This is a genomic window from Haemophilus sp. THUN1691 (assembly GCF_059704425.1).
The window spans coordinates 1133203-1156462 of record NZ_AP046578.1 but is presented as its reverse complement, the minus strand read 5'-3'; the positions used below and the strand labels follow the sequence as shown (position 1 = coordinate 1156462).

Below are 23260 nucleotides of genomic sequence, written 5' to 3'. Positions count from 1 at the left end.
TAATCTTTGCTTTATTTCAATTTTCTTAACGGCAATTTTCTAAACTCGCTGCGCTCAAACAGACGAAAATTGCCTAAAAATTGAAAGTCGCAAAGGCGATTTATATGGGGACTTTAGTTTATCTAAGCATTATAAAAATATTTAAATATTTTACCCGCACTTAAAAATAATCCCTTCTTTTCCGCCTTTGTGTAATTGAATTTGTAGGAAATTTTCGTCTGTTTGAGCGCAGCGAGTTCAGAAAATTTCCGTGAAACAAATTCAATGGAACAAAGGAAATAAGGAAAAGCAGGGTTGCCTTTCTTTTTGCCTACTTTTTCTTTGGCAAAACAAAGAAAAAGTAGGTCGCCATCAGGCGAAATCCTGATATCAAAAACCACATATCCACAATTTTATGCTATAATCCGCCACAATTTTTGATCAAAAAAGGAATACCAATGACGGATTCAATCCAATCATCTATCACCCCTGTCAATATCGAAGAAGAACTCAAATCTTCCTACCTTGACTACGCGATGTCGGTTATCGTTGGGCGTGCATTACCTGACGTTCGAGATGGTTTAAAACCTGTTCACCGCCGCGTACTATTTTCAATGGATCGCGAAGGCAATACCGCCAATAAAAAATACGTAAAATCAGCGCGTGTTGTGGGTGATGTAATCGGTAAATATCACCCGCATGGTGACTCAGCCGTGTACGATACGATCGTTCGGATGGCACAACCATTCTCACTTCGCTATATGTTGGTTGATGGGCAAGGTAACTTCGGTTCAATTGATGGTGATGCGCCAGCTGCGATGCGTTATACCGAAGTGCGTATGCAAAAAATTACGCAAGCATTGCTCACGGATTTGGATAAAGAAACCGTCAATTTCTCGCCAAACTATGATGGCGAATTAATGATTCCAGATGTATTGCCAACTCGTATTCCAGCACTTTTAGCAAATGGTTCTTCTGGTATTGCGGTGGGGATGGCAACTAACATTCCTCCTCACAACTTAAATGAAGTATTGAATGGTTGTCTGGCTTATATCGACAACAATGAAATTACCATTGATGAATTAATGCAATATATTCCGGGACCAGACTTCCCAACCGCAGCATTAATTAATGGTCGTAAAGGAATTGAAGAAGCCTATCGCACTGGTCGTGGTAAAGTGTATGTTCGTGCTCGCGCAACGGTAGAAACCAACGAAAAAGGACGCGAACAAATCATCGTGTCTGAATTGCCATACCAAGTAAATAAAGCAAAATTAGTCGAGAAAATCGCCGAATTAATTCGTGAGAAAAAAATCGAAGGCATCAGCAATATTACTGACCTTTCAAATAAAGAAGGGATCCGTATTGAAATTGATATTAAACGTGATGCAGTAGGGGAAGTGGTATTAAACCATCTTTACTCGCTTACTCAAATGCAAGTGACCTTTGGTATCAATATGGTGGCATTGGATCACGGTCAGCCACGTTTATTTAATCTTAAAGAAATCATTGAATCCTTCGTTTTACACCGCCGTGAAGTGGTTACACGTCGTTCTATCTTTGAGCTTCGCAAAGCGCGTGAACGTACGCACATTTTGGAAGGTTTAGCGGTTGCTCGTTCTAATATCGATGAAATGATTGCGATCATTCGTAACTCTAAAAACCGTGAAGAGGCTGCAGCAGCAATCAGTTCACGCTCTTGGACGTTACATAGCGATATTATTAATCTTCTTGATGTTTCTGCTCGTCCTGATGATTTAGAAGAAAATCTAGGTATTCAAGGTGAACAATATTACTTATCGCCAGCGCAAGTAAACGCAATTTTAGAACTTCGCTTACATCGTTTAACTGGCATTGCGTTTGAAGAAGTTGTAAAAGAATATGAGGAATTATTAGTTAAAATTGCGGATCTTCTTCATATTTTAAGTAGCGCAGAACGCTTAATGGAAGTGATTCGTGAAGAATTGGAAGAAGTAAAAGCACAATTCGGTGATGATCGTTTAACTGAAATTACCGCAGCTTCTGGCGATATTGATTTAGAAGATTTAATCGCACAAGAAGACGTAGTTGTGACGCTTTCTCACGAAGGTTATGTGAAATACCAACCATTGACTGACTATGAAGCTCAACGTCGAGGCGGTAAAGGCAAATCTGCGACGAAGATGAAAGAAGAAGATTTCATCGAAAAATTACTGGTAGCAAATACTCACGACACGATCCTCTGCTTCTCTAGCCGTGGTCGTTTATATTGGTTGAAAGTATATCAACTTCCGCAAGCAAGCCGTGGCGCACGCGGTCGTCCAATTGTGAATATTCTTCCGTTACAAGAAAACGAACGTATTACTGCAATCTTGCCAGTTTCTGCTTATGAAGAAGATAAATTCGTGGTCATGGCAACTGCTGGCGGTATTGTTAAGAAAATCGCCTTAACCGAATTTAGCCGTCCACGTTCAAACGGTATCATCGCATTGAATTTACGTGATGAAGACGAATTAATCGGCGTGGATATTACCGATGGCAGCAACGAAATTATGTTGTTCTCGTCACAAGGTCGCGTGGTACGTTTTGCAGAAAATGCTGTGCGTGCAATGGGGCGTTTAGCAACAGGGGTTCGCGGTATCAAACTCGCTTTAACAAACGATATTTCTGATGACGAAAGTGCGGTAGAAATTGAAGATATTTCTGATGACAACGTTGAAGCATCATTAGACTTAAATATCGATAAAGTGGTTTCTCTTGTTGTGCCAAAAGGTGAAGGTGCAATTTTAACCGCAACGCAAAACGGCTACGGAAAACGCACACAATTAAGTGAATACCCAACTAAATCACGTAATACAAAAGGTGTGATTTCTATTAAAGTGAGTGAACGCAATGGTAAAGTAGTTGCCGCAACTCAAGTAGAAGAAACAGACCAAATTATGTTGATCACTGATGCAGGAACCCTTGTTCGCACACGCGTAAGCGAGGTAAGCATCGTAGGTCGTAACACTCAAGGTGTTCGTTTAATTCGTACTGCAGATGATGAACATGTAGTAAGTTTAGAACGTGTTTGTGATGCAGATGAAGAAGATTCTTTGGAAGAAAGCGGTTCTGAAGAATAACCTATTATAAAAGAAGAAGTGCGGTGAAATTTCACCGCACTTTTTTTATGACTAACTAATTCCCCGCCAAACCATCTCTAATTCGTTTTTCAAACTGATCATAATCCACTAAAAACGCATCGTGTCCATAATCTGATGGGAATTCGTAAAAATGTAGATCGACTCCACTTTGCTCTAAAAGCTGTTTACTTTTATAAAGGTCAACAGGCTTAAAGAGTTGATCCGTTGTCACAGAAACCAATGTATAGCGTGCTTTAATGCGTGATAATGCCTCTTTGACATTTTCATACCCAATGCTTGGATCATACATATCCAATGCCCGTAACAAATGCAAATAACTATTGGCATCAAAACGTTCTAAAAATTTTTTGCCTTGATAAGAAAGGTAGGATTCAACTTGAAAGTAATCGCCCCAAAAACTGCCATCTGATTTTGTTGCTCGTCCAAAAGCTTTTGCAAGCTGTAAATCAGTACGGTAAGTCAACATACCTAGCATACGCGCAATAGACAACCCTTGATCCGGCGGTGTACCATCATAGTAATCTCCACCATTAAAATTAGGGTCATTAATTACCGCTTGACGCATCACGTGATTAAAACCTATGGCTTCAGCACTAAAATAAATGGATGAACAAAGATTTACGATATTATCCATAAAATCAGGATAATCAATCGCCCATTGATTCGCTTGCATACCGCCAAAAGATCCGCCAATAATCGCTTTTAAATGGCTAATACCAAGATGATCAAGCAAGGCTTTTTGTACTTTGACAATATCTTGCACGACAATATTAGGAAATTGGCTACCATAAGGCTTACCCGTTTGCGGATTAATTGATGAAGGCCCTGTCGTTCCCTTGCAACCGCCTAATACGTTCGAGCTAATAAAGAAATAACGATCTGTATCCAACGCTAAACCTGCGCCCATAAAATTCTGCCACCAGCCATCTCGACCATCATCGAAATAAGGCTCAGCATCGCCAGTTAGCGCGTGGCAAATTAGTACCGCATTATTTTTCTCGGCATTGAGTGTGCCATAAGTTTGATACGCGACATTGATATGGGAAAGCTTGCCGCCAAGCGTCATGGTTAAAGGCTGTGTGTCAAAAAGCACTACATTTTGCACAGACATTGGAAACCTATTGTAATAATGAGAATGGCACTTAAACTATCAGTAAGTCGATTAGGTTGTCAAGAAATTTTAGCCGTCTAAACGGCTAAATTATCACACATCAATGCAATTCATAAAATCCATCAAATTCTCCTTGAAGTGCGGGGAATTTTTCATTATGTTTACAGGCATGATAATAAAAAAATTACCATCAAAATTAACCGCACTTTTTCGTATATCGCTCTATACAATCTTTGCACTGGTTATGCTTTGCTTGCTTGTCGATAAAGGCGTAAGTTTTTACGTACGTGATAAGGTATTCACGAATATTGATGAACTCCCCCATCGCGCATATGCTCTTGTACTGGGCACATCGAAATATATTATTGGTGGAAAACCTAATTCTTATTACGAGTATCGTTTAGCTGCTGCAAAAGAGTTGATCGATCATCAAAAAGTCAATTACCTTTTATTAAGTGGCGATAATCGCACCATTCAATATAACGAGCCAAGAGCAATGTTTCGTGATTTACAAAAAATGGGCGTATCTGAAGCCTCTATGTTCCGTGATTTTGCTGGTTTCCGCACGCTAGATTCCATTATCCGCGCAGATAAAATTTTCCAAGTACAAGCATTTACGATTGTCAGTCAAAAATTTCATTGCGAACGTGCACTTTTAATTGCCAAAGCACATGATATTGACGCGATTTGTTTTGTAGCAAAACAACCTGAATTACATCTATCTACTCGAATAAGAGAAGTTTTTGCGCGTATAAAAGCGGTTTTGGATTTGATATTAGGCGTTGAGCCTTATTTTTTGGGAGCTCCTAATCCATTGCCAAACAGTACTAAATTATAAATTTTGATCTACATCACATTTCTTTAAAATCAAACTAATCTAAGCTTGTTAAATAAACAAAAAGTGGTTAAGATTAACACAATAAGGGGAATCCTGTTTTATGTTAAAGGATTTTCTTTATATTGTCGTTGAGCTCTCAACTTTAATTAGGTTAATTTATGAAACAAAAATCCCAAAAGCAAGCAAGCAAGCAAGCAAGCAAGCAAGCAAAATTGTAAAAAAAAACTTCTTAGTATTCTAATCTCTTCTACCCTTTCTACTACTGCTTTTGCCGCTCTCCAAAATCCTGTTTCCACTGATACGACCATCGCTGGTGATACAGATACCTATACAAATTCAGGTGTAGGTGTAAATAACGGTGCACATCTTACGATTACTGGTACAGAAAAAATGAACGTCACCTTGGCAAATGGTGGCGATGAAGTCGTTTCGATGATCGTTCAAGATTCAAAACTTACAGCTGATACACTGAACATTAATATGACATCCGATTCCACCGCCGTAAATAATCGCCCTAAAGGTATCATTGTTCGCGGCAATTCCGATGCAAATGTTCAAAATCTCAATATCAATGTCATAAAATCTAACCGTCAAGCAAATACCGGTGAATCACCGGATAGCGATGCTGCCTATGGTTTAGCTGTTGGTTATAATTTTCTCGGTGGAGCCAATTCAGCAACAGCAAAAGTGACTGTGGATAAGGCAAATATTACTGTATCCAATACACTTGACTCAGTAAAAGGTCACTACACTGCAGGAATTGAGAGAACGCTTAACTTGCCTTTTATTGGAGCAGTTCATGTCAAAGGCGATTTTTTAAGCGGCTATCAAATGTCGGGTATCCGTGTATATCGTACTAATGGTGCAAAACCTGAATTGGTTACAACGGGTGATGTTTCTATTAATGTTGAAGATAAAAGCACAGATAAAATCAACGATTATAACGTTGGTTTATATGTCTCCGGCAAAGATGCCAAAGCCACATTTAACGGAAATACCGAAATTAAAGTTTCTGCAACTGGCGTAAACTCGGCAGGTATCAAAATTGGCAAACCACAAGATGGCGGCGAAAATGCAACTGTAATCTCAAATGGTAAATTAATTGTAGATACCACAGATATTGATGGCTCTTATACCCATAATGACGGCACATCGACAACCGACTATCGCGGCTCAGGTGCAGTACGATTGTTTGATAATAAATCAAATTTTGAAATCACAGGCACCAAAACAGACGAAGCATCTGAAATCAAAGCCAGTACAAATGCCCTTGTATTTGATACCGTTGACTACCAAAACTTAGCCACTGTAAACGCTGGAATGTTTGGCACCTACACAGAAGTATTAATGCGTGGTAAAAATAATGTAAGTAACACGGCTTCTTTACGTAATACCAAACTAAGTACAAAAAGCGACAGTGACGCATTAATATTATCAAATGCCAGATTTAAAAAAGAAGGTTTAATTTATTCAGGTGCAGGAGCGGTTGGTGCGCGTGGACCAATTGATACAAGGTTCCAAACCGGTGCATTCAACGTCACCAACGCCCAATTCACCCTATCCGGTGAAAAATCTCAAGCGACGGCGGCAAGTAAAGGCTGGGCGGTTTATGCGAAATCTGATGCAATTGATACCACAGCGAATACAGCAAAAGCTACTTCTGAACTCACCGTAAATTTAGCCGATAAAGCTACATTAACTGGTTTGATTCATAAAGATATTGGTTCAACCTTAACAATGAATGTGGATAACAAAGCCGTTTGGACATTGAAGAAAAAAGAAGATGAAACTGAACAACGCTCTACTGCAACATCAGTCACGCTTAGTAATGGCGGTGTATTAGATGCAGGAAGTCATCCAGCGGAAAAATACATTGTCAAAGTATCATCAAATAGTGTAGATAATGACGGAACTTTCACCAACGGTGGTATCATCACTCTCGCTAATCAGTCCTATGCCGACAAACTTACCATTGAAGGGAATTATGTTGGTAATAACGGGGTATTAAAAACAAATACGGAATGGAACTTACCTGGTGATGAAAATGGTGCAAACTCTCAATCTGATTTACTTGAAATCACAGGTGATGCCTCTGGAAAAACAGAAGTTATTTCAGTGAGTAAGGATGGAAGAGAAAAAGTTATTGATGGTTCTATTGCAAGTATTGTCGCAGATTCACATAAGATTAGCGCACCAGTCGTCAGAGTGTTAGGTACTGATAACGGAGTCACATCTTCTTTGGCGGGTACTCCATTTAATACTCGTCCAACGTTCACAGGTACTGCCCGAACCACTGGCGCAGGCGAAGTTCAATTAGCATCTCGTGTTGTTGATGGAAAAACAGAATACTTTTGGACAGTAACTGCTGTTAAATTAACGCCACCAGTGCAACCTGAATTACCTTCTTTAGATGAAATTCCACAACCACAACCTGAACCACAACCACAGCCTGAACCACAACCACAGCCTGAACCACAACCTCAGCCTGTACCGCCAACAGGGCCTGTAATCATCACGCCAAGTGCGGTTGCTTATACACTTATTCCTCGCCAAAACTTGGAATTAGGCTATACAATGTTGGATACACTTCACCAACGTCGTGGCGAAAATCAAACCCTTTCTTGGGATAAACAAGGCAGTTATTGGCAAGATGTGGAAAAACAATCTTGGGGTCGTGTGATTGGTAAACACCTCAAACTCGATGGAAAAGAACGTTTTGGTTTAAAAACCAATATGTACGGTTTCCAAGTGGGGCACGACTTTGATGTTAAAACCAAACAAGATGACGAGGGCAAACTCACCCGTCGTTTTACTGGCCTGTATTTCGGCGCGTTACGTTCTCACAGCAAATTCTATGATGAATACCGCGCGAAAAACGGTGTCGTGATCGCAGATAAATTAACTTCTCGCGTAAAAACTACCGCACTTAATCTTGGTGTAACTGATACGCGTTACAATGAAAATGGCACTTACATTGACTGGGTGGGACAAGTCTCTTGGTTAAATAACCGTTATTCATCGGTTGATGGCACAAGTGCGAAAAATCACGGCTGGGGTGCTGCCCTTTCAGTGGAAACTGGTCGCCCTTACGCATTAGGTAAAGATAAAACTAACAACGGGGATAGCTGGATTTTAGAGCCACAAGCACAACTGATTGCTCAATACTTGCGCTTGGGAGATTTTAACGACGGCACTCGTGCAGTTTCGCAAAAAGGTTATGGCTTGCGCGGTCGTGTTGGTTTCCGTTTGGCATATAACAAACCAAATGATAAACAACGCACTCGCACCTATTATCTCATCGGTAATATTTGGCACGATTTTAAAGCAACGGACAATGCATTAATTGGTCGTGATAAATTAACCGAGAAATTTGACCGCACTTGGTGGGAATTAGGCTTAGGCTCTCAATTCTCATTAAGTGAAAACACTTACCTTTATGCGGATGCTCGCTATGAAAAATCATTCGATAGCAACCGACACAAAGGCTACCAAGGCACCGTGGGTGTGAAATACTCTTGGAAATAATGAATAACAAAGAGAATAATCAGGGCGTATAAACGCCCTGTAGTACTACAGGGGGATGTGTAACATAGTTACACATCGAAAAAATTAAAATCCCAATCTATCACTGAAATTCAATGTAGTACTTCTCTTTTCCTGTTATTTGGTGACAGAAAAGATAAGGAGCTATCTATTCTAGCTAGTTAATTTTCTTCTGTCGTAAGAAATTCTTCTTTTATACGATTTTTTATTATGAATACAAAAACTTCTTTTTCTTATTCTCTAATTACTTTGACTTTGTGGTCCACTTATTCGTTTGGGGCGGATTCTAATAATAATTTTATTTTAGGAGGCACAACAACCTATGGTGCCTCAAATAAGCATAATATCATCGCTGGTGAGGGTACTAATTTATACTCAAACGCCAAGAATAATATTATGAATACAACAGGGAATCCAATATTTGGCGGTTCCTATAGTTTGGTTATTGGTCATCGCGCAGGTCATGAGGCAGGTAAGTATTCGGGCAATACTAAATATCTTTTACTCGTAGGTGAACATGCTGGTGAAAGCACGTGGGAAACAAGCCAATATAAATTTATCTTTGGGAACGGTGCAGGCTGGAATGCAGGTGGAACATATGTATATGCCTTTGGCAAAAATGCAGCTCGTCAAATGAATGGCAACTATAACTTTTCTTTCGGTGAAAATTCTTATTCTGCTGATACAATAACCGAGGGTCACTATAACTTCAATTTTGGTCAAAATTCTGGATATAACAACTCAGGAAGTCGAAATGTCAATATTGGTTTCCACGCAGGAGAAAGCTACACTACTGATATTAAAAGTGGTGATGACAACTTTGCTTTAGGTCATTCTGCAGGACAAAATGTAACAGGTAATCATAACTTTGCCTATGGTCAAGATGCTGGTACAAATACATCAGGTAGCCGTAATATAGCTTTAGGGCAAAATGCTGGTCAAAATGTAAAAGGGAATTACAACTATGCTTTTGGTTTAAGTGCGGGACAAAATATTGATGGTTTTATTAAAAATCCTGCAGGTACTACACCTAAAGATAAATATGGTCAATCTGTTGGGTGGAATAATATCGCTTTTGGCAAAGAATCAGGAAATAGCATCATTGGTAACTTTAACTTAGCTTTTGCTGAGCGATCAGGACGTTATGTTGGTTATAAATATAAATTAACAGCAGAAGAAAAAGCCCAAGGTTTTGCCGAACCAACTTGGATCGCAGATGGAGATGGAAGAGCTAATAGTTATATTAGCAATGTAGCCAAGCTTAAACCTGTAGATGGTGCAGAACACAACATTGCATTAGGATTTAATGCAGGTAACTTAATTGCAGGGCAAGATAACTTCGCTGTTGGCGTATATTCGGGCAATAAGATTATCGGCGAAAGCAATATCGCGCTCGGTAAAGTTGCCGGAAATGAAATTGAAGGTAACTTCAATACGGTACTCGGTTACAACAGTGGTAGCAATGTTGTTGGTCATAGCAACTATGCGGCTGGGCACGCAGCCGGCAGTAATGTTGAAGGCAGCGATAACCTCGCACTCGGCAAAAAATCTGGTAATAAAATCAAAGGGAACGACAACATCGCCATCGGTAACGAAGCTGGTACACTTTCGGATGACAAAGTATTAACCGCTAACGAAACTATCGCGATCGGTAAAAAATCTAAAGCAACAAAAGCCAATGCAGCAGCATTCGGAAATGAAAGTGAAGCTTCAGAAGAACAATCTTTGGCTTTAGGTTATAAAGCAAATGCAAGCATTGCAAAGAGTGTGGCAATAGGCAGTAATGCAACCACCGTTGCGACTTTAACGACATCAAATCCGTATACAAAGGGTACTAATAATACCTACTCATCTCAAGATATTGGCTATTACACAACTGCTGAAAGTGCGGTTAAAAATTTTGCTAATTTTGCAGGTGGCACAAATGTTGTAGGTGTATTTAGCGTAGGTAATGGAACAGAAACTCGCCGAATCCAACACGTTGCGCCAGGCTTAATTTCAGCGGACAGTACCGATGCAATCAATGGTTCCCAACTTTACAGCTTTATTCCTCGAGTATCTTTCTACAGCGGAGGTGAGAAAGCAACTACAGGCGCAACCACATCTCCAGCAATTGGTAGTACAGTTGTTGAAAACTTCCTCGCTAACGGCTTACGTATGGATTTTGGGGATGGTTTATATGCAGAAAAACGTAAAGATTCCAAAGGTGACTTTATTTTTGTAGGCTCGAATGCGAAAAATACAACTGATGGGACAGGAACCAAAGTTTCAGCGAAAGTTGCCACTAATAATGATGGTTCACATACCATTACTATAACGGACAGCGATGGCACAACGACTGCAACTATTACAAATGGCCAACCAGGTCCTAAAGGTGAGCAAGGTGTAGCTGGTCCTGCCGGCCCTCAAGGCCCTGCTGGACAAAATGGTACAGCTGGTGCCCCAGGCCCTAAAGGTGATAAAGGTGATACTGGTCCTGCTGGTCCTCAAGGTCCTGCGGGGCAAAATGGTACAGCGGGTGCCCCAGGCCCTAAAGGTGATACTGGTCCTACTGGTCCTCAAGGTCCTGCTGGACAAAATGGTGCAGCTGGTGCCCCAGGCCCTAAAGGTGATACTGGTCCTAAGGGCGAAGCTGGAACTACTGGTCCTAAAGGTGATACAGGCCCTAAAGGCGACAAAGGCGATAAAGGAGAACAAGGGATTCAAGGCATCCAAGGCACCAAAGGTGATAAGGGTGATAAAGGAGATACAGGTCCTATTGGTCCTCAGGGTCCAACTGGAATGAAACCACAAGAAATCCGTATTATGGACCAACGCATTCATCATCTTGAAAATCGCGTTAATAAACTTGATAAACGCGTAAATGGATTAAGTGCAACAATCGCTGCTGCGGCTGCATTACCACAATCGACTATTCCGGGTAAATCAATGTTTGCTGCGGGCAGTGGTATTTCTGCAGGCTCTTCAGCTGTGGCAGTTAGCTATTCAAGAATGTCTGATAATGCGAAAACCGTTGTAAAATTTGTCGGTACGGCAAATACCAGTAAGGATTATTCAGCGGGTGTTGGCGTTGGCTATCATTGGTAATCATTAATCTGGGGAGATAATCCCCTTTTAAAAAGACAAAGGGCTGATTTTAAATATCAGCCCTTTGTTTTTATGATAAATTTTATTCCACCACAGCCCAAAATTCGGCAACGGTGTGGAAAGATCCAAAGACTAAAACAACATCATTTTTTACCGCACTTTTGAGCGCTGTACGCACCCCATCCATAACAGAATTATCTGATGTAGCTTGAATATTTGGGAAATGTCTTTTCAGTTTTTCTGCTAGTTCATCGCCAGACTGCCCGCGATAACCGCCTAAGGTTACACAATGCCATTCATCAATAATAGGTGTTAAATGCTCAAATACCCCATTTGCATCTTTGTCTTTGAGCATCCCACATACAGCAATCATTTTGCCCTCAATGTTGCATTTAAGTGCGGTCAATTTTTCAGATAAATATTTTGCGGCATGAGGATTATGCCCCACATCAACGATGATTGTTGGCAAGGTTTCAACTGATACGCCAAGATAATCCGCTAGTTTCTCACGTTTATCTGTTTTTATAGCTTGAAAACGACCAACCAGTTCTACCTCTTGCAAAGATTTTCGCAAAGTCTGTTCTGAAACATCAAAAGGTAAACATTGAATGGCAGCCAGAGCCGTTGCGGCATTCGCTAATGGAATCTGACAAAACGGTAAATTTTCTAACCGCACTTTTTTATTTTGCCACTGCCAATTTTCAGCATTTTGATTAAAAAACCAATCCACATCACGTCGAGCAACTTGGCAATGTAATTTTTCAGCTTGCTTGAGCATTGTTTGTGGCACATTAGGTTCGCCAATCACGACAGGGCAATTTTTACGGAAAATGCCTGCTTTTTCAAAAGCAATATCCTCTCTGGTCTCCCCAAGAAAATCGGTATGATCAATATCAATGCTAGTAATCACAGCAAGATGGCTATCCACAATATTGGTTGCATCTAAACGGCCGCCTAACCCCACTTCTAAAATCACCACATCTAATTTTGCTTGCTTAAATAAATGCAATGCAGAAAGGGTGCTAAATTCAAAATAAGTCAGCGATTCTGTTTTGTTTTCATCAATAAAAGCAAAAGAGGCGGTATGTGCTTCATCGGGTAAATCTTGATTTTGAATACGTACTCGCTCGTTATAACGTAATAAATGGGGCGAAGAATACACGCCTACACGTAATCCGTGATTAAGCAGAATTGTTTCCAATAAGCGGCAAGTCGTGCCTTTACCATTCGTCCCCCCCACTGTTATCACATAAGAGGCGGGATGAAGTAAATCCAAATTTTCTGCCACGGATTTAATACGATCTAAACCAAGATCAATCGGTTTAAAATGGCTTTTTTCTAAATAAGAAAGCCACTCAGCGAGTGGCGAAGTGGCTTTAAGTTGCATATTATTCATCTTCTGAAATAAGTTCAGGTTCTACAAAAGGAGAAGGTTGATTCGTTAATTTACTCAGTACACTTGCCAAAGTTTTACGCATTTCTGAACGTTTTACGATCATATCAATTGCCCCTTTCTCAAGTAAAAACTCACTACGTTGGAAACCTTCTGGGAGTTTTTCACGTACGGTTTGTTCAATAACGCGTGGCCCCGCAAACCCAATTAAAGCTTTTGGCTCGGCAATATTTAAATCACCCAACATCGCAAAACTTGCTGATACGCCGCCTAAAGTCGGATCCGTTAATACCGAAATAAACGGCACACCTTTTTCACGCATTTGAGCAAGTACGGCACTGGTTTTTGCCATTTGCATTAAAGAGAATAATGCTTCTTGCATACGTGCACCGCCACTTGCAGAGAAACACACAAACGGACAATTCATTTCTATTGCTTTTTCAGCCGCTTTAACAAATTTTGCACCAACTACAGAACCCATTGAACCGCCCATAAAAGCAAAGTTCGATGCAGCCACAACAATTGGCATATTATAAAGCGTACCAATCATGGTAATTAACGCATCTTTTTCACCCGTTTCTTTTTGCGCCGCACTGATACGATCTTTATATTTCTTTAAATCTTTAAATTTTAAAATATCTTTTGGTTCTAAATCCGCCGCAATTTCTTGGCTTGAACCTTCGTCCAATAATTTTAATAAACGCTCACGTGCGTCAATACGCATATGATGACCACATTTAGGGCAAACATAAAGATTACGTTTAAGTTCTTCACTATAAAGTACTTGTTCACAAGAAGTACATTTTGTCCATACGCCTTCCGGCACGTTTGCTTTTCGAGTAGAAGAAGACGGACCTTTACTAAAAATTCGGTTAATCCAGCTCATTTTTCGACCTTTTTATTGACTAGAAAATTCTGCGTATTAGACCATAAATTTGCAGGATTTGCTACTTGTAAGGCGTTTTTGTACTGCTCCGATTTCCTTTGGAAACGTTCAATAAATATGAGAAATAAATCCATGATTGAACATTTTTTTTATTTCTTTGTCTCATAGAGCACGTTATCTGAAATCTATTTTGGAGTATTTTATGAAAAAAACACGTTTTGTATTAAGCAGTATTGCTCTCGGATTAAGTGTCTTGAGTACATCATTTGTGGCTCAAGCTGATTTACCAAGCTTCATTTCAGAGCAAAATAGTTTGGCTCCTATGTTAGAAAAAGTTCAACCGGCTGTGGTGACGCTTTCTATTGAAGGAAAAGCAAAAGTTGATTCACGTTCTCCTTTTCAAGACGATATTCCAGAGGAATTTAAATTTTTCTTCGGTGATCGTTTTGCTGAACAATTTGGTGGACGCAGTGAATCAAAACGTAACTTCCATGGTTTAGGTTCTGGCGTCATTATTAATGCAAGCAAAGGCTATGTTCTAACCAATAATCACGTTATTGATGGGGCCGATAAAATTACCGTGCAATTACAAGATGGTCGTGAGTTTAAAGCGAAATTAGTGGGTAAAGATGAGCAATCAGATATTGCATTAGTACAGCTTGAAAAACCAAGTAATTTAACAGAAATCAAATTTGCTGATTCCGATAAATTACGCGTAGGCGATTTTACTGTTGCAATTGGTAATCCATTTGGCTTAGGTCAAACTGTTACATCAGGTATTGTTTCTGCATTAGGTCGCTCAACTGGCTCTGATAGCGGTGCTTATGAAAACTATATTCAAACTGATGCTGCTGTAAACCGCGGTAATTCAGGTGGTGCATTAGTCAACCTAAATGGTGAACTCATTGGTATCAACACCGCGATTATTTCGCCAAGCGGTGGGAATGCAGGGATTGCCTTTGCGATTCCAAGTAATCAAGCAAATAATTTAGTGCAACAAATTTTAGAATTTGGTGAAGTACGCCGAGGATTGCTTGGTATTAAAGGTGGCGAACTCAATGCTGATTTAGCCAAAGCCTTTAATGTGAGCGCACAACAAGGCGCATTTGTAAGTGAAGTTTTACCGAAATCTGCTGCTGAAAAAGCGGGTATTAAAGCGGGAGATATTATCACGGCGATGAATGGTCAAAAAATCTCAAGTTTCGCGGAAATGCGAGCAAAAATTGCCACCTCAGGTGCAGGAAAAGAGATTAGTTTAACTTACTTACGCGACAGTAAATCTCACGATGTTAAAGTGAAATTACAAGCGGATGATGGAAACCAACTTTCCTCTAAAACGGAATTACCTGCGTTAGATGGCGCAACATTGAAAAACTATGATGCAAAAGGCATCAAAGGGATTGAAATCACCAAGGTTCAACCGAACTCGCTGGCTGCACAACGTGGTTTAAAAGCTGGCGATATTATTATTGGTATAAACCGTCAACTGGTTGAAAACACGGCTGAATTAAGTAAAGCGCTTGATGATGAACCATCGGCTGTAGCCTTAAATATTTTACGTGGAGACAATAATTTTTACTTATTAGTACAATAATTCTTCCACCGAAGATATAAACAAAAAGTCCGATCATGATGATCGGACTTTTTTTATGAAGTAATTGCTTTCAACAAATCTACCACAAATTCTAACCGCACTTTGTTATCAGATAAATCTTTCATGAACTTAAATTTTAATGGGCCATCAAATCTATATACAATAGGTTCTTTTTGAATTAATTGAATAAATTTATCTGGATTCACTTGTGCTTTTGGTGAAAACTCAATAAAACCGCCTTGCGTTCCTGCATCAATTCGTACAACTTTCAACGGCTCAACCAACAAACGCAATTCTGCAATTTGCAGTAGATTTTTTGTCGCATCAGGCAATAATCCGAATCGATCTATTAACTCAACTTTTAACTCGTCCAACTCTGATTTACTCTCTGCGGCGGCAATACGTTTATAAAAGGATAAACGCATATTCACATCACCTAAATAATCATCTGGCAATAAAGCTGGCACGCGCAATTCAATATCCGCTTGTTGTTGCGTCAACTCTTCTAATGATGGTTCTCGCCCTTCTTTTAACGCTTTAACCGCCGCATCCAATAATTCCATATAAAGCGAAAAACCGATGCTTTCGATTTGTCCGCTTTGTTCGTTTCCGAGTAATTCGCCAGCGCCACGAATCTCTAAATCGTGGGTTGCCAAGATAAAACCAGCCCCAAGATTATCAAGATTTTCCAAGGCATCTAGACGGCGTTCGGCATCTTTTGTCATCATTTTTGGTGGGGGCGTAAGCAAATACGCATAAGCCTGATGATGTGAACGCCCGACTCGTCCACGTAATTGATGCAACTGAGCTAATCCAAAATGATCCGCTCGTTCAATAATAATGGTATTTGCCGTTGGTACATCAATACCCGTTTCGATAATGGTTGAACAAACTAAGACGTTATAACGTTGATGATAAAAATCACTCATCACACGTTCTAACTCACGTTCTCGCATTTGTCCGTGCCCCACTATCACTCGCGCCTCTGGCACAAGTGCGGTCAGTTTTTCTGCTGTATTTTCAATGCTTGCGACATCATTATGGAGATAATAAACCTGTCCGCCACGTAAGATTTCACGCAAAATCGCTTCTCGTACAACAAGATCGTCATTCTGGCGAACAAAAGTTTTAATACTTAATCGGCGCGCAGGAGGCGTAGAAATAATAGAAAGATCACGAATGCCATTCATTGCCATATTAAGCGTACGCGGAATTGGCGTTGCCGTTAAGGTAAGAATATCGATATTCGCACGAAGCTGTTTGATTTTCTCTTTTTGCCCCACACCAAAACGGTGCTCTTCATCAATAATCAACAAGCCAAGATCGCTAAATTTGACATCTGATTGAATTAATTTATGGGTACCAATCAGTATATCAACTTTGCCTTCTGCAAGATTTTCCAGAATTTGTTTCTGCTCTTTTGCGGTTTTAAAACGCGATAATACTTCTACGTTCACAGGCAAATTCGCAAAACGATCTTTAAAATTCTCATAATGCTGTTGGGCTAATAGTGTGGTTGGCACTAGCACTGCTACTTGCTTATGATTCATCACAGCCAAAAATGCAGCGCGCATTGCCACTTCAGTTTTACCAAAACCCACATCGCCACAAACAAGGCGATCCATTGCTTTTGGCTGACACATATCCGAAATTACCGCATTAATTGCCATTTCCTGATCATAAGTTTCTTCAAAAGGAAAAGTTGCAGCAAATTGTTGAAATTCTTCACGATCATATTTAAAGGCAAAACCTTTCTTCGCTTCACGTTGTGCGTAAACATCTAATAACTCGGCCGCCACATCACGAATTTTCTCCGCTGCTTTTTGACGTGATTTCGCCCAAGCCTCGTTACCCAATTTATGTAATGGCGCACTTTCATCAGAACCACCGACATAACGGCTAATCAAATGTAATGAAGTCACTGGCACATAAAGTTTCGATTCATTTGCATAATTTAGTAGCAAATATTCTGCTTTAATGCCGCCTGTATCTAACGTTACCAAACCGCCATAACGCCCCACACCGTGATCAAGATGCACAACTGGCTGCCCTATTTTCAACTCGGCAAGATTGCGCACAAGCGTGTCAGGATTAATTGTTTTACGTTTATCTCTAGAACGTTGTTGAACGCGCTCGCCAAGTAAATTAGCTTCACCAATAATCGCAACAGGAAGCGATTGTTCAATAATAAAACCTTGTTCAAGAGAGCTGACTAACAAGCTAAATTTTTCATTTTCAGCCTGCTCTAATGATTGAATTTGTTTTGGCTTGAGTTTTAACGGTGAAAGCAAATCAAGCAAAGTCTCTCGGCGACCTTCCGTCTCCACCGAAAACAGTACATTTCCTTTAAAATGCTCAATAAATTGGCGGAGTTGTCCCAATGGTTCTTTTTGCTGGGATTGAATGGTCACTTCTGGTAAAGCGACAACAGGTAAATTTTTCTGGCGTACCGATGACCGCACTTTTTCCGCTTTAAATGTAATGCGTGGATAAGATTTCAATCGGCGATTAACTTCGTCCACATTAAGCCATAATTTTTCAGGCGGTAAAAGCGGACGCATCGGATCCACTTTACGTTGTTCATAACGCTGTTTGGCATCTTGATAAAAACGCTTGCCCTGAATTTGGTTGTTTTCCATATCCACAAACAGCGTTTGTTCTGGCAAATAATCAAACAACGTTGACATTTCAGAAAAGAAAAGTGGCTGCCAATATTCAATGCCAGAAATCAAGGTACCTTTACTGATTTGCTGATAAATATGTTCGGGATCTCGGCGAATTTCACCAAAGGTTTCACGAAATTGCGCACGGAAAAATTCAATCCCTTTGTCATCCGTTGGAAATTCGTGAGCAGGCAAAAGATTAATTGAGTTGATTTCATCAAGAGTACGTTGCGTATCCACATCAAAAGTGCGAATGGAATCAATTTCATCATCAAAAAAATCAAGACGAAAAGGCACCGCACTTCCCATCGGGAAAAGATCCAACAAGGCTCCACGAACCGCATATTCACCATGTTCTAATACTTGCTCCACCGCACGATAGCCTGCAGCTTCTAATTGTAAGCGCATTTTATCAATGACCAAGCGATCGCCTTTTTTAATCAGAAGCACATTGTGTTGTAAATATTGTGGCGGGCAAAGGCGTTGCATTAATGTCGAAATCGGCAATAAGAAAATGCCTTTTTTCGCATTTTGTAAATGGAAAAGCGCACTTAAACGAGAGGAAATAATTTCTTGATGGGGAGAAAAGGTATCGTAAGGTAAGGTTTCCCAATCAGGAAAAAGGCATACATTTTGGCTGCTTAATTCCGATAAAACACGTGATAAACGCACCGCACTTCGCGTATCTGGTGTCACTACTACGGTTAAATTTTGATTTTGCTCTGCAATTTCACTAATCGCCAATGCATCAGCGCCTGGTAATACATTGCCTAAAATTTTGTGATCATTGGGTTGGGTAGGAATATCAGGTTGAAAAAAAGCCGTTTTCATAAATATAAATAATGCGCCAATCTTGTATAAAATTGACGCATAGTGTACTGGAATTTGAATTATCTTTCAATAAATTCACTGTTTAAAAAAACAGTTGATGTTTATTTCTTTAAAGAAGATTCTTCTTTCTTCAAATTACCATTTTCATCTTCTGTTGCTGACATAGGCACACAGCTACAATTAGGTTGATCTAATCCCCACTCTTTAATGAAATTATCATATTTTTCAAGTGCACGCTTAAACCAACATTTTGGCTTCTCAGCTTGTTCTGTCATAAAGTTCCTCGTTCTAAATATTGTTTAATTTCTAAACGCAAATATTCTACGCCTTTTTTCTTGTTAATGGGAAGTTGTTTTTTTGTTAAATAAGCGGAAATTAATGGGAAATTTTCTTTGCCCGCTAATTTTAATAAACGCCTCATCGCAGGAACGCTCGAAAATAAAGTGCGGTGGAAATTAGCGAAGTTTTTTAAGCTCACGCAATCTAACTCATCAAGCTGCCAATCAAGCTGATTTTGCTCAAAATTTATGGATATCGGATGAAAAGATAAAGGGATATTACGCTGAAATTGATTATACGCAGTCTCAACTAAAGCCAAACCTTCTTCAGAAAGACCTTTAAGGGCAATGGCCGAATAACAACCACTACTCGCTTCTTGATGCTCGCCTAAATGCACCAAAACAAAACCGCACTTTTGCCAAAATTTTGCCAGTTCATCAGTGTAGCCAAAACTTACTGAAAGAAAATCCACTTCTGAATTTTCCATAGATTTCATTAGATTTTGACCAATACCCTGTTTTTGCCAATTTGGCTGAACCGCGATACGAGAAATACGTAAAGATCGTAATTTACAGGCTTGGGACAGATTTTCATGGAAACATAATGCTTGTGGAACAAGATTCCCTTTCGGACGGCGTTTGCCTTGTTGAATTTGAATAATCAACTCACCATCTGCCATATTTCCTTCTTCTAATGCCCAAATTGCACCGAGCAAATTCTGTTGATATTCGGCAAAATAAAAACGTTGATGTTCCGCATCCAGTAAACGGCGAAGATCAAGTGGCGAGGTTCGATAATGCGCCAATGTCATTAAGCCATAAAAATCTGCAATATAATGTGGGTTTTGCACTTCTCTAATTTGATAAGGGAGATGAGGCTGAAAAGGAAATTGCAGAAAATCATCTTCGGCATTTAGTAACAAAAGATCATCAATAAAATGTTCTAACGGATCATTTTCTTGCCAACGTAGGGGCTGTTTAAGCTCAAAATGCTGAAAAGTACGGTGGATTTTCCATTTAAATTTTAATTCGAAACCACGCCCCGTTCCTTCGTAGCTATGAATTGTAGTACTGAAGACAATATGTTGAAAATATTGAGAATATTCTTGTAATAACGGCAATGGGATCATCGCTGCTTCATCTACGAGCAACCAAGCAGATTGACTAAATTCGGGTTCATCTTGTAACCGAATAATCAGTTCATCAGGCGCAATAAATTTAATGCCCCCTTCTGAAAATTCGATAACCGAATGCACCGCACTTTTATTCGGTGCAGTGAGATAAACTGGCGCTTGAATTTGATTAGCCAGCATCCCCAATAATGCGGATTTCCCTCTTCCCCGCTTGGCGGTTAGAAAATAAATATCTTGCTCTGCTTGTAAAATAGTCTCAATAATTTGCTGCTGAGCTAACGTGGCATTTTTGTGATGCTCGTTAGAATAAAAAACAGGGGGAAATTCAACCGCACTTTCCTCTCTTAAAATGGGGAAATGATAGTGCTCAATGCACTGTTTGAAATGATTAATAAAATTAGGCGTGGCGATTGCTGACTGATTTCCATTCCAACGTAAACTATCTTGATCAGTCTGCTGAGATAAATTTTCCCAATCGGATAACACTAAACAAAGTGTGCCGCCCATTTTCAGTGTTCCAGCCGCAATAGCCAGCGATTCAAGATGAATGCCATTTCGTCCATCAAATAAGATATGTTCAAATTCTTGTCCAAGCAAATTCGTTGCTTTAGAAAAAGCAATGCCGCTTTCACCGATAATTAACACGTTATCAGGCACAAGCGGCAAAGTTTTGCAGATTAAAATTTGAAGATGGCGAGATGGCATCGTGTTATTTCAAATAAGCAATTAACATCGCACCAATAAAACTTACGCAAGCAAGCCAAAAGAAAATGCTTTTAGGTTGAGAAACTTTTTTACTGAAAAATTTTGCAGCAAACACAATATACAAAATCAGTAATGCGAATTTCGCTATCAACCACCATTCAATATCAAAAGCAAAGAGATATAAAATGACGACACCAGAAACAATCAACAAGGTATCTGATAAGTGCGGTAAAATTTTTAATAATTTTATCGAACGCCAGTTTTTGCCAGTAAGCTGCATTGCGCCACGAATCACCAACAAGGCAAAACTTAAAAAGGCGAAAAAAATATGTAAATAAACTAGCATAATCACTCCCAAAAAAGTAAGAAAAGTGCGGTTAAAATCCACCGCACTTTCTCAATATAAATTACTTCGCAATACGTTTATATTTAATACGATGTGGCTGAGTCGCTGCATCGCCTAAGGTTTTCTTTTTCCACTCTTCGTAGTCTGAGAAGTTACCTTCATAGAAGGTGACTTTACCTTCATCACCGTAGTCTAAAATATGCGTTGCGATACGGTCTAAGAACCAACGGTCATGGGAAATCACCATGGCACAACCAGGGAATTCTAAGATCGCATTTTCTAAGGCACGCAAGGTTTCAACGTCTAAGTCATTGGTTGGTTCGTCTAATAACAATACGTTACCACCACGCTGTAGAAGTTTAGCTAAGTGTAAACGACCACGTTCACCACCTGATAATTCGCCCACACGTTTTTGTTGGTCCACACCTTTGAAGTTGAAACGGCCCACATACGCACGGCTTGGAATTTCAAAGTTACCAATGGTCAGAATATCTTGTCCGTTAGACACTTCTTCCCACACAGTTTTCTTGTCATCCATTGAATCACGGAACTGATCCACCGAAGCAAGCACAACGGTTTCCCCCATTGTCACAGAGCCTGAATCTGGTTGTTCTTGACCTGACAACATGCGGAATAAAGTTGATTTACCCGCACCATTTGCCCCGATAATCCCAACGATTGCCCCTTTTGGAATACTAAATGATAAATCATCAATTAAAGTGCGGTCGCCATAAGATTTGGTTAAGTTTTGCACTTCAATCACTTTATCACCCAAACGTGGACCAGGTGGAATAAAGAGTTCGTTAGTCTCATTTCGTTTTTGATATTCGCCAGAGTTCAATTCATCAAAACGAGCCATACGTGCTTTGCTTTTCGCTTGGCGACCTTTAGGATTTTGACGCACCCATTCCAACTCTTTCGCAATAGATTTTTGACGCGCATTTTCAGCCGCTTGTTCTTGCTCTAAACGTTTCTCTTTTTGCTCTAACCAAGAAGAATAGTTGCCTTCCCAAGGAATACCCTCACCACGGTCAAGCTCTAAGATCCAGCCCGCTACGTTATCTAAGAAATAACGGTCGTGGGTAATTGCGACAACCGTGCCTTCATAATCATGTAAGAATCGCTCTAACCATGCCACAGATTCCGCATCTAAGTGGTTAGTTGGTTCGTCTAATAAGAGCATGTCTGGTTTTTCGAGTAATAAGCGACAAAGTGCAACACGACGACGTTCGCCCCCTGATAAATGCTCAATTTTTGCATCCCAATCTGGTAAACGTAATGCATCTGCGGCACGTTCTAACTGGTTATCTAAATTATGCCCATCATGTGCTTGAATAATGGCTTCAAGGTTCGCTTGTTCAGCCGCTAATTTATCGAAATCCGCATCAGGATCAGCATAAAGTGCATAAACTTCATCTAAACGAGTCAGTGCATTTTTTACTTCAGAAACGGCTTCTTCTACCGCTTCACGCACGGTTTGTTGAGGATCAAGTTTTGGTTCTTGTGGAAGATAACCGATTTTGATACCTGGCTGCGGACGCGCTTCCCCTTCAAATTCTTTATCCACGCCTGCCATAATGCGTAAGAGGGTTGATTTACCCGCACCATTTAAGCCTAGAACCCCGATTTTAGCTCCAGGGAAAAAGCTTAAAGAAATATCTTTCAAAATATGACGCTTCGGTGGCACTACTTTGCCGACACGGTGCATCGTATATACAAATTGCGTTGACATTAATTATTCCTCATTAAAA

Annotated in this window: 13 protein-coding genes; 5 read left to right on the top strand and 8 right to left on the bottom strand. The window is 40.0% G+C overall.

The genetic code is table 11. The features are described from left to right. Positions 1-437: 437 nt before the first annotated feature. Positions 438-3080 carry a DNA topoisomerase (ATP-hydrolyzing) subunit A gene (gene gyrA / locus AC6H0J_RS05540; RefSeq protein WP_497513059.1) on the top strand — a complete coding sequence of 881 codons (2643 nt, stop codon included), beginning with the start codon at positions 438-440 and terminating at the stop codon, positions 3078-3080. 55 nt (positions 3081-3135) lie between these two features. Here the strand turns inward: gyrA and metX are convergent, their stop codons facing one another. Next, positions 3136-4212 (bottom strand): homoserine O-acetyltransferase MetX, encoded by a 1077-nt coding sequence (metX, locus tag AC6H0J_RS05535; RefSeq protein WP_005628100.1) that lies wholly within the window; start codon positions 4210-4212, stop codon positions 3136-3138. Positions 4213-4369: 157 nt separating this feature from the next. Here metX and AC6H0J_RS05530 point away from each other — a divergent pair, with 157 nt between their 5' ends. From AC6H0J_RS05530 to AC6H0J_RS05520, 3 genes are all read left to right on the top strand, one after another. Continuing rightward, on the top strand, positions 4370-5050 hold the full coding sequence (locus tag AC6H0J_RS05530; protein ID WP_497513057.1) for a SanA/YdcF family protein: 681 nt from the start codon (positions 4370-4372) through the stop codon (positions 5048-5050). A 390-nt stretch (positions 5051-5440) separates the two neighbouring features. After that, positions 5441-8575 carry an autotransporter family protein gene (locus AC6H0J_RS05525; RefSeq protein WP_497513055.1) on the top strand — a complete coding sequence of 1045 codons (3135 nt, stop codon included), beginning with the start codon at positions 5441-5443 and terminating at the stop codon, positions 8573-8575. Between the two features lie 414 nt (positions 8576-8989). After that, a complete protein-coding gene (locus tag AC6H0J_RS05520; RefSeq protein WP_497513053.1) occupies positions 8990-11680 on the top strand; it encodes a YadA-like family protein in 2691 nt (896 codons plus the stop codon). Between the two features lie 82 nt (positions 11681-11762). Here the strand turns inward: AC6H0J_RS05520 and folC are convergent, their stop codons facing one another. Further along, entirely contained in the window at positions 11763-13067 is a 1305-nt protein-coding gene (folC, locus tag AC6H0J_RS05515; protein WP_497513051.1) for a bifunctional tetrahydrofolate synthase/dihydrofolate synthase, read from the bottom strand. 1 nt (position 13068) lies between these two features. Beyond that, positions 13069-13959, bottom strand: coding sequence for an acetyl-CoA carboxylase, carboxyltransferase subunit beta (accD, locus tag AC6H0J_RS05510; protein ID WP_497513049.1), 891 nt, complete (start codon positions 13957-13959; stop codon positions 13069-13071). 202 nt (positions 13960-14161) lie between these two features. Between accD and AC6H0J_RS05505 the strand changes: the two genes are divergently transcribed. After that, positions 14162-15553: a DegQ family serine endoprotease gene (locus AC6H0J_RS05505; RefSeq protein WP_497513047.1), complete on the top strand. Its 1392-nt coding sequence runs from the start codon at positions 14162-14164 to the stop codon at positions 15551-15553. A 53-nt stretch (positions 15554-15606) separates the two neighbouring features. Here AC6H0J_RS05505 and mfd read toward each other — a convergent pair whose 3' ends face one another. The 5 genes from mfd to ettA all read right to left on the bottom strand — a co-directional run bounded on the left by mfd (position 15607) and on the right by ettA (position 23241). Further along, a complete protein-coding gene (gene mfd, locus AC6H0J_RS05500; protein ID WP_497513045.1) occupies positions 15607-19047 on the bottom strand; it encodes a transcription-repair coupling factor in 3441 nt (1146 codons plus the stop codon). Between the two features lie 101 nt (positions 19048-19148). Further along, complete coding sequence (locus AC6H0J_RS05495) at positions 19149-19322, bottom strand: DUF5363 family protein (protein WP_497513043.1); 174 nt, start codon at positions 19320-19322, stop codon at positions 19149-19151. After that, positions 19319-21163 carry a tRNA(Met) cytidine acetyltransferase TmcA gene (locus tag AC6H0J_RS05490; RefSeq protein WP_497513042.1) on the bottom strand — a complete coding sequence of 615 codons (1845 nt, stop codon included), beginning with the start codon at positions 21161-21163 and terminating at the stop codon, positions 19319-19321. The genes AC6H0J_RS05495 and AC6H0J_RS05490 overlap by 4 nt, the downstream gene beginning before the upstream one ends. A gap of 4 nt (positions 21164-21167) precedes the next feature. Further along, positions 21168-21509 carry a SirB2 family protein gene (locus tag AC6H0J_RS05485; RefSeq protein WP_118781636.1) on the bottom strand — a complete coding sequence of 114 codons (342 nt, stop codon included), beginning with the start codon at positions 21507-21509 and terminating at the stop codon, positions 21168-21170. 61 nt (positions 21510-21570) lie between these two features. Continuing rightward, entirely contained in the window at positions 21571-23241 is a 1671-nt protein-coding gene (gene ettA, locus AC6H0J_RS05480; protein WP_497513039.1) for an energy-dependent translational throttle protein EttA, read from the bottom strand. Between the last annotated feature and the right edge of the window lie 19 nt (positions 23242-23260).

What these genes read in the sequence shown, in the direction of transcription:
- gyrA (WP_497513059.1), top strand. Translation starts at nt 438, where the DNA reads ATGACGGATTCAATCCAATCATCTATCACCCCTGTCAATATCGAAGAA.
- metX (WP_005628100.1), bottom strand. Translation starts at nt 4,212, where the DNA reads ATGTCTGTGCAAAATGTAGTGCTTTTTGACACACAGCCTTTAACCATG.
- AC6H0J_RS05530 (WP_497513057.1), top strand. Translation starts at nt 4,370, where the DNA reads ATGTTTACAGGCATGATAATAAAAAAATTACCATCAAAATTAACCGCA.
- AC6H0J_RS05525 (WP_497513055.1), top strand. Translation starts at nt 5,441, where the DNA reads ATGAACGTCACCTTGGCAAATGGTGGCGATGAAGTCGTTTCGATGATC.
- AC6H0J_RS05520 (WP_497513053.1), top strand. Translation starts at nt 8,990, where the DNA reads ATGAATACAACAGGGAATCCAATATTTGGCGGTTCCTATAGTTTGGTT.
- folC (WP_497513051.1), bottom strand. Translation starts at nt 13,067, where the DNA reads ATGCAACTTAAAGCCACTTCGCCACTCGCTGAGTGGCTTTCTTATTTA.
- accD (WP_497513049.1), bottom strand. Translation starts at nt 13,959, where the DNA reads ATGAGCTGGATTAACCGAATTTTTAGTAAAGGTCCGTCTTCTTCTACT.
- AC6H0J_RS05505 (WP_497513047.1), top strand. Translation starts at nt 14,162, where the DNA reads ATGAAAAAAACACGTTTTGTATTAAGCAGTATTGCTCTCGGATTAAGT.
- mfd (WP_497513045.1), bottom strand. Translation starts at nt 19,047, where the DNA reads ATGAAAACGGCTTTTTTTCAACCTGATATTCCTACCCAACCCAATGAT.
- AC6H0J_RS05495 (WP_497513043.1), bottom strand. Translation starts at nt 19,322, where the DNA reads ATGACAGAACAAGCTGAGAAGCCAAAATGTTGGTTTAAGCGTGCACTT.
- AC6H0J_RS05490 (WP_497513042.1), bottom strand. Translation starts at nt 21,163, where the DNA reads ATGCCATCTCGCCATCTTCAAATTTTAATCTGCAAAACTTTGCCGCTT.
- AC6H0J_RS05485 (WP_118781636.1), bottom strand. Translation starts at nt 21,509, where the DNA reads ATGCTAGTTTATTTACATATTTTTTTCGCCTTTTTAAGTTTTGCCTTG.
- ettA (WP_497513039.1), bottom strand. Translation starts at nt 23,241, where the DNA reads ATGTCAACGCAATTTGTATATACGATGCACCGTGTCGGCAAAGTAGTG.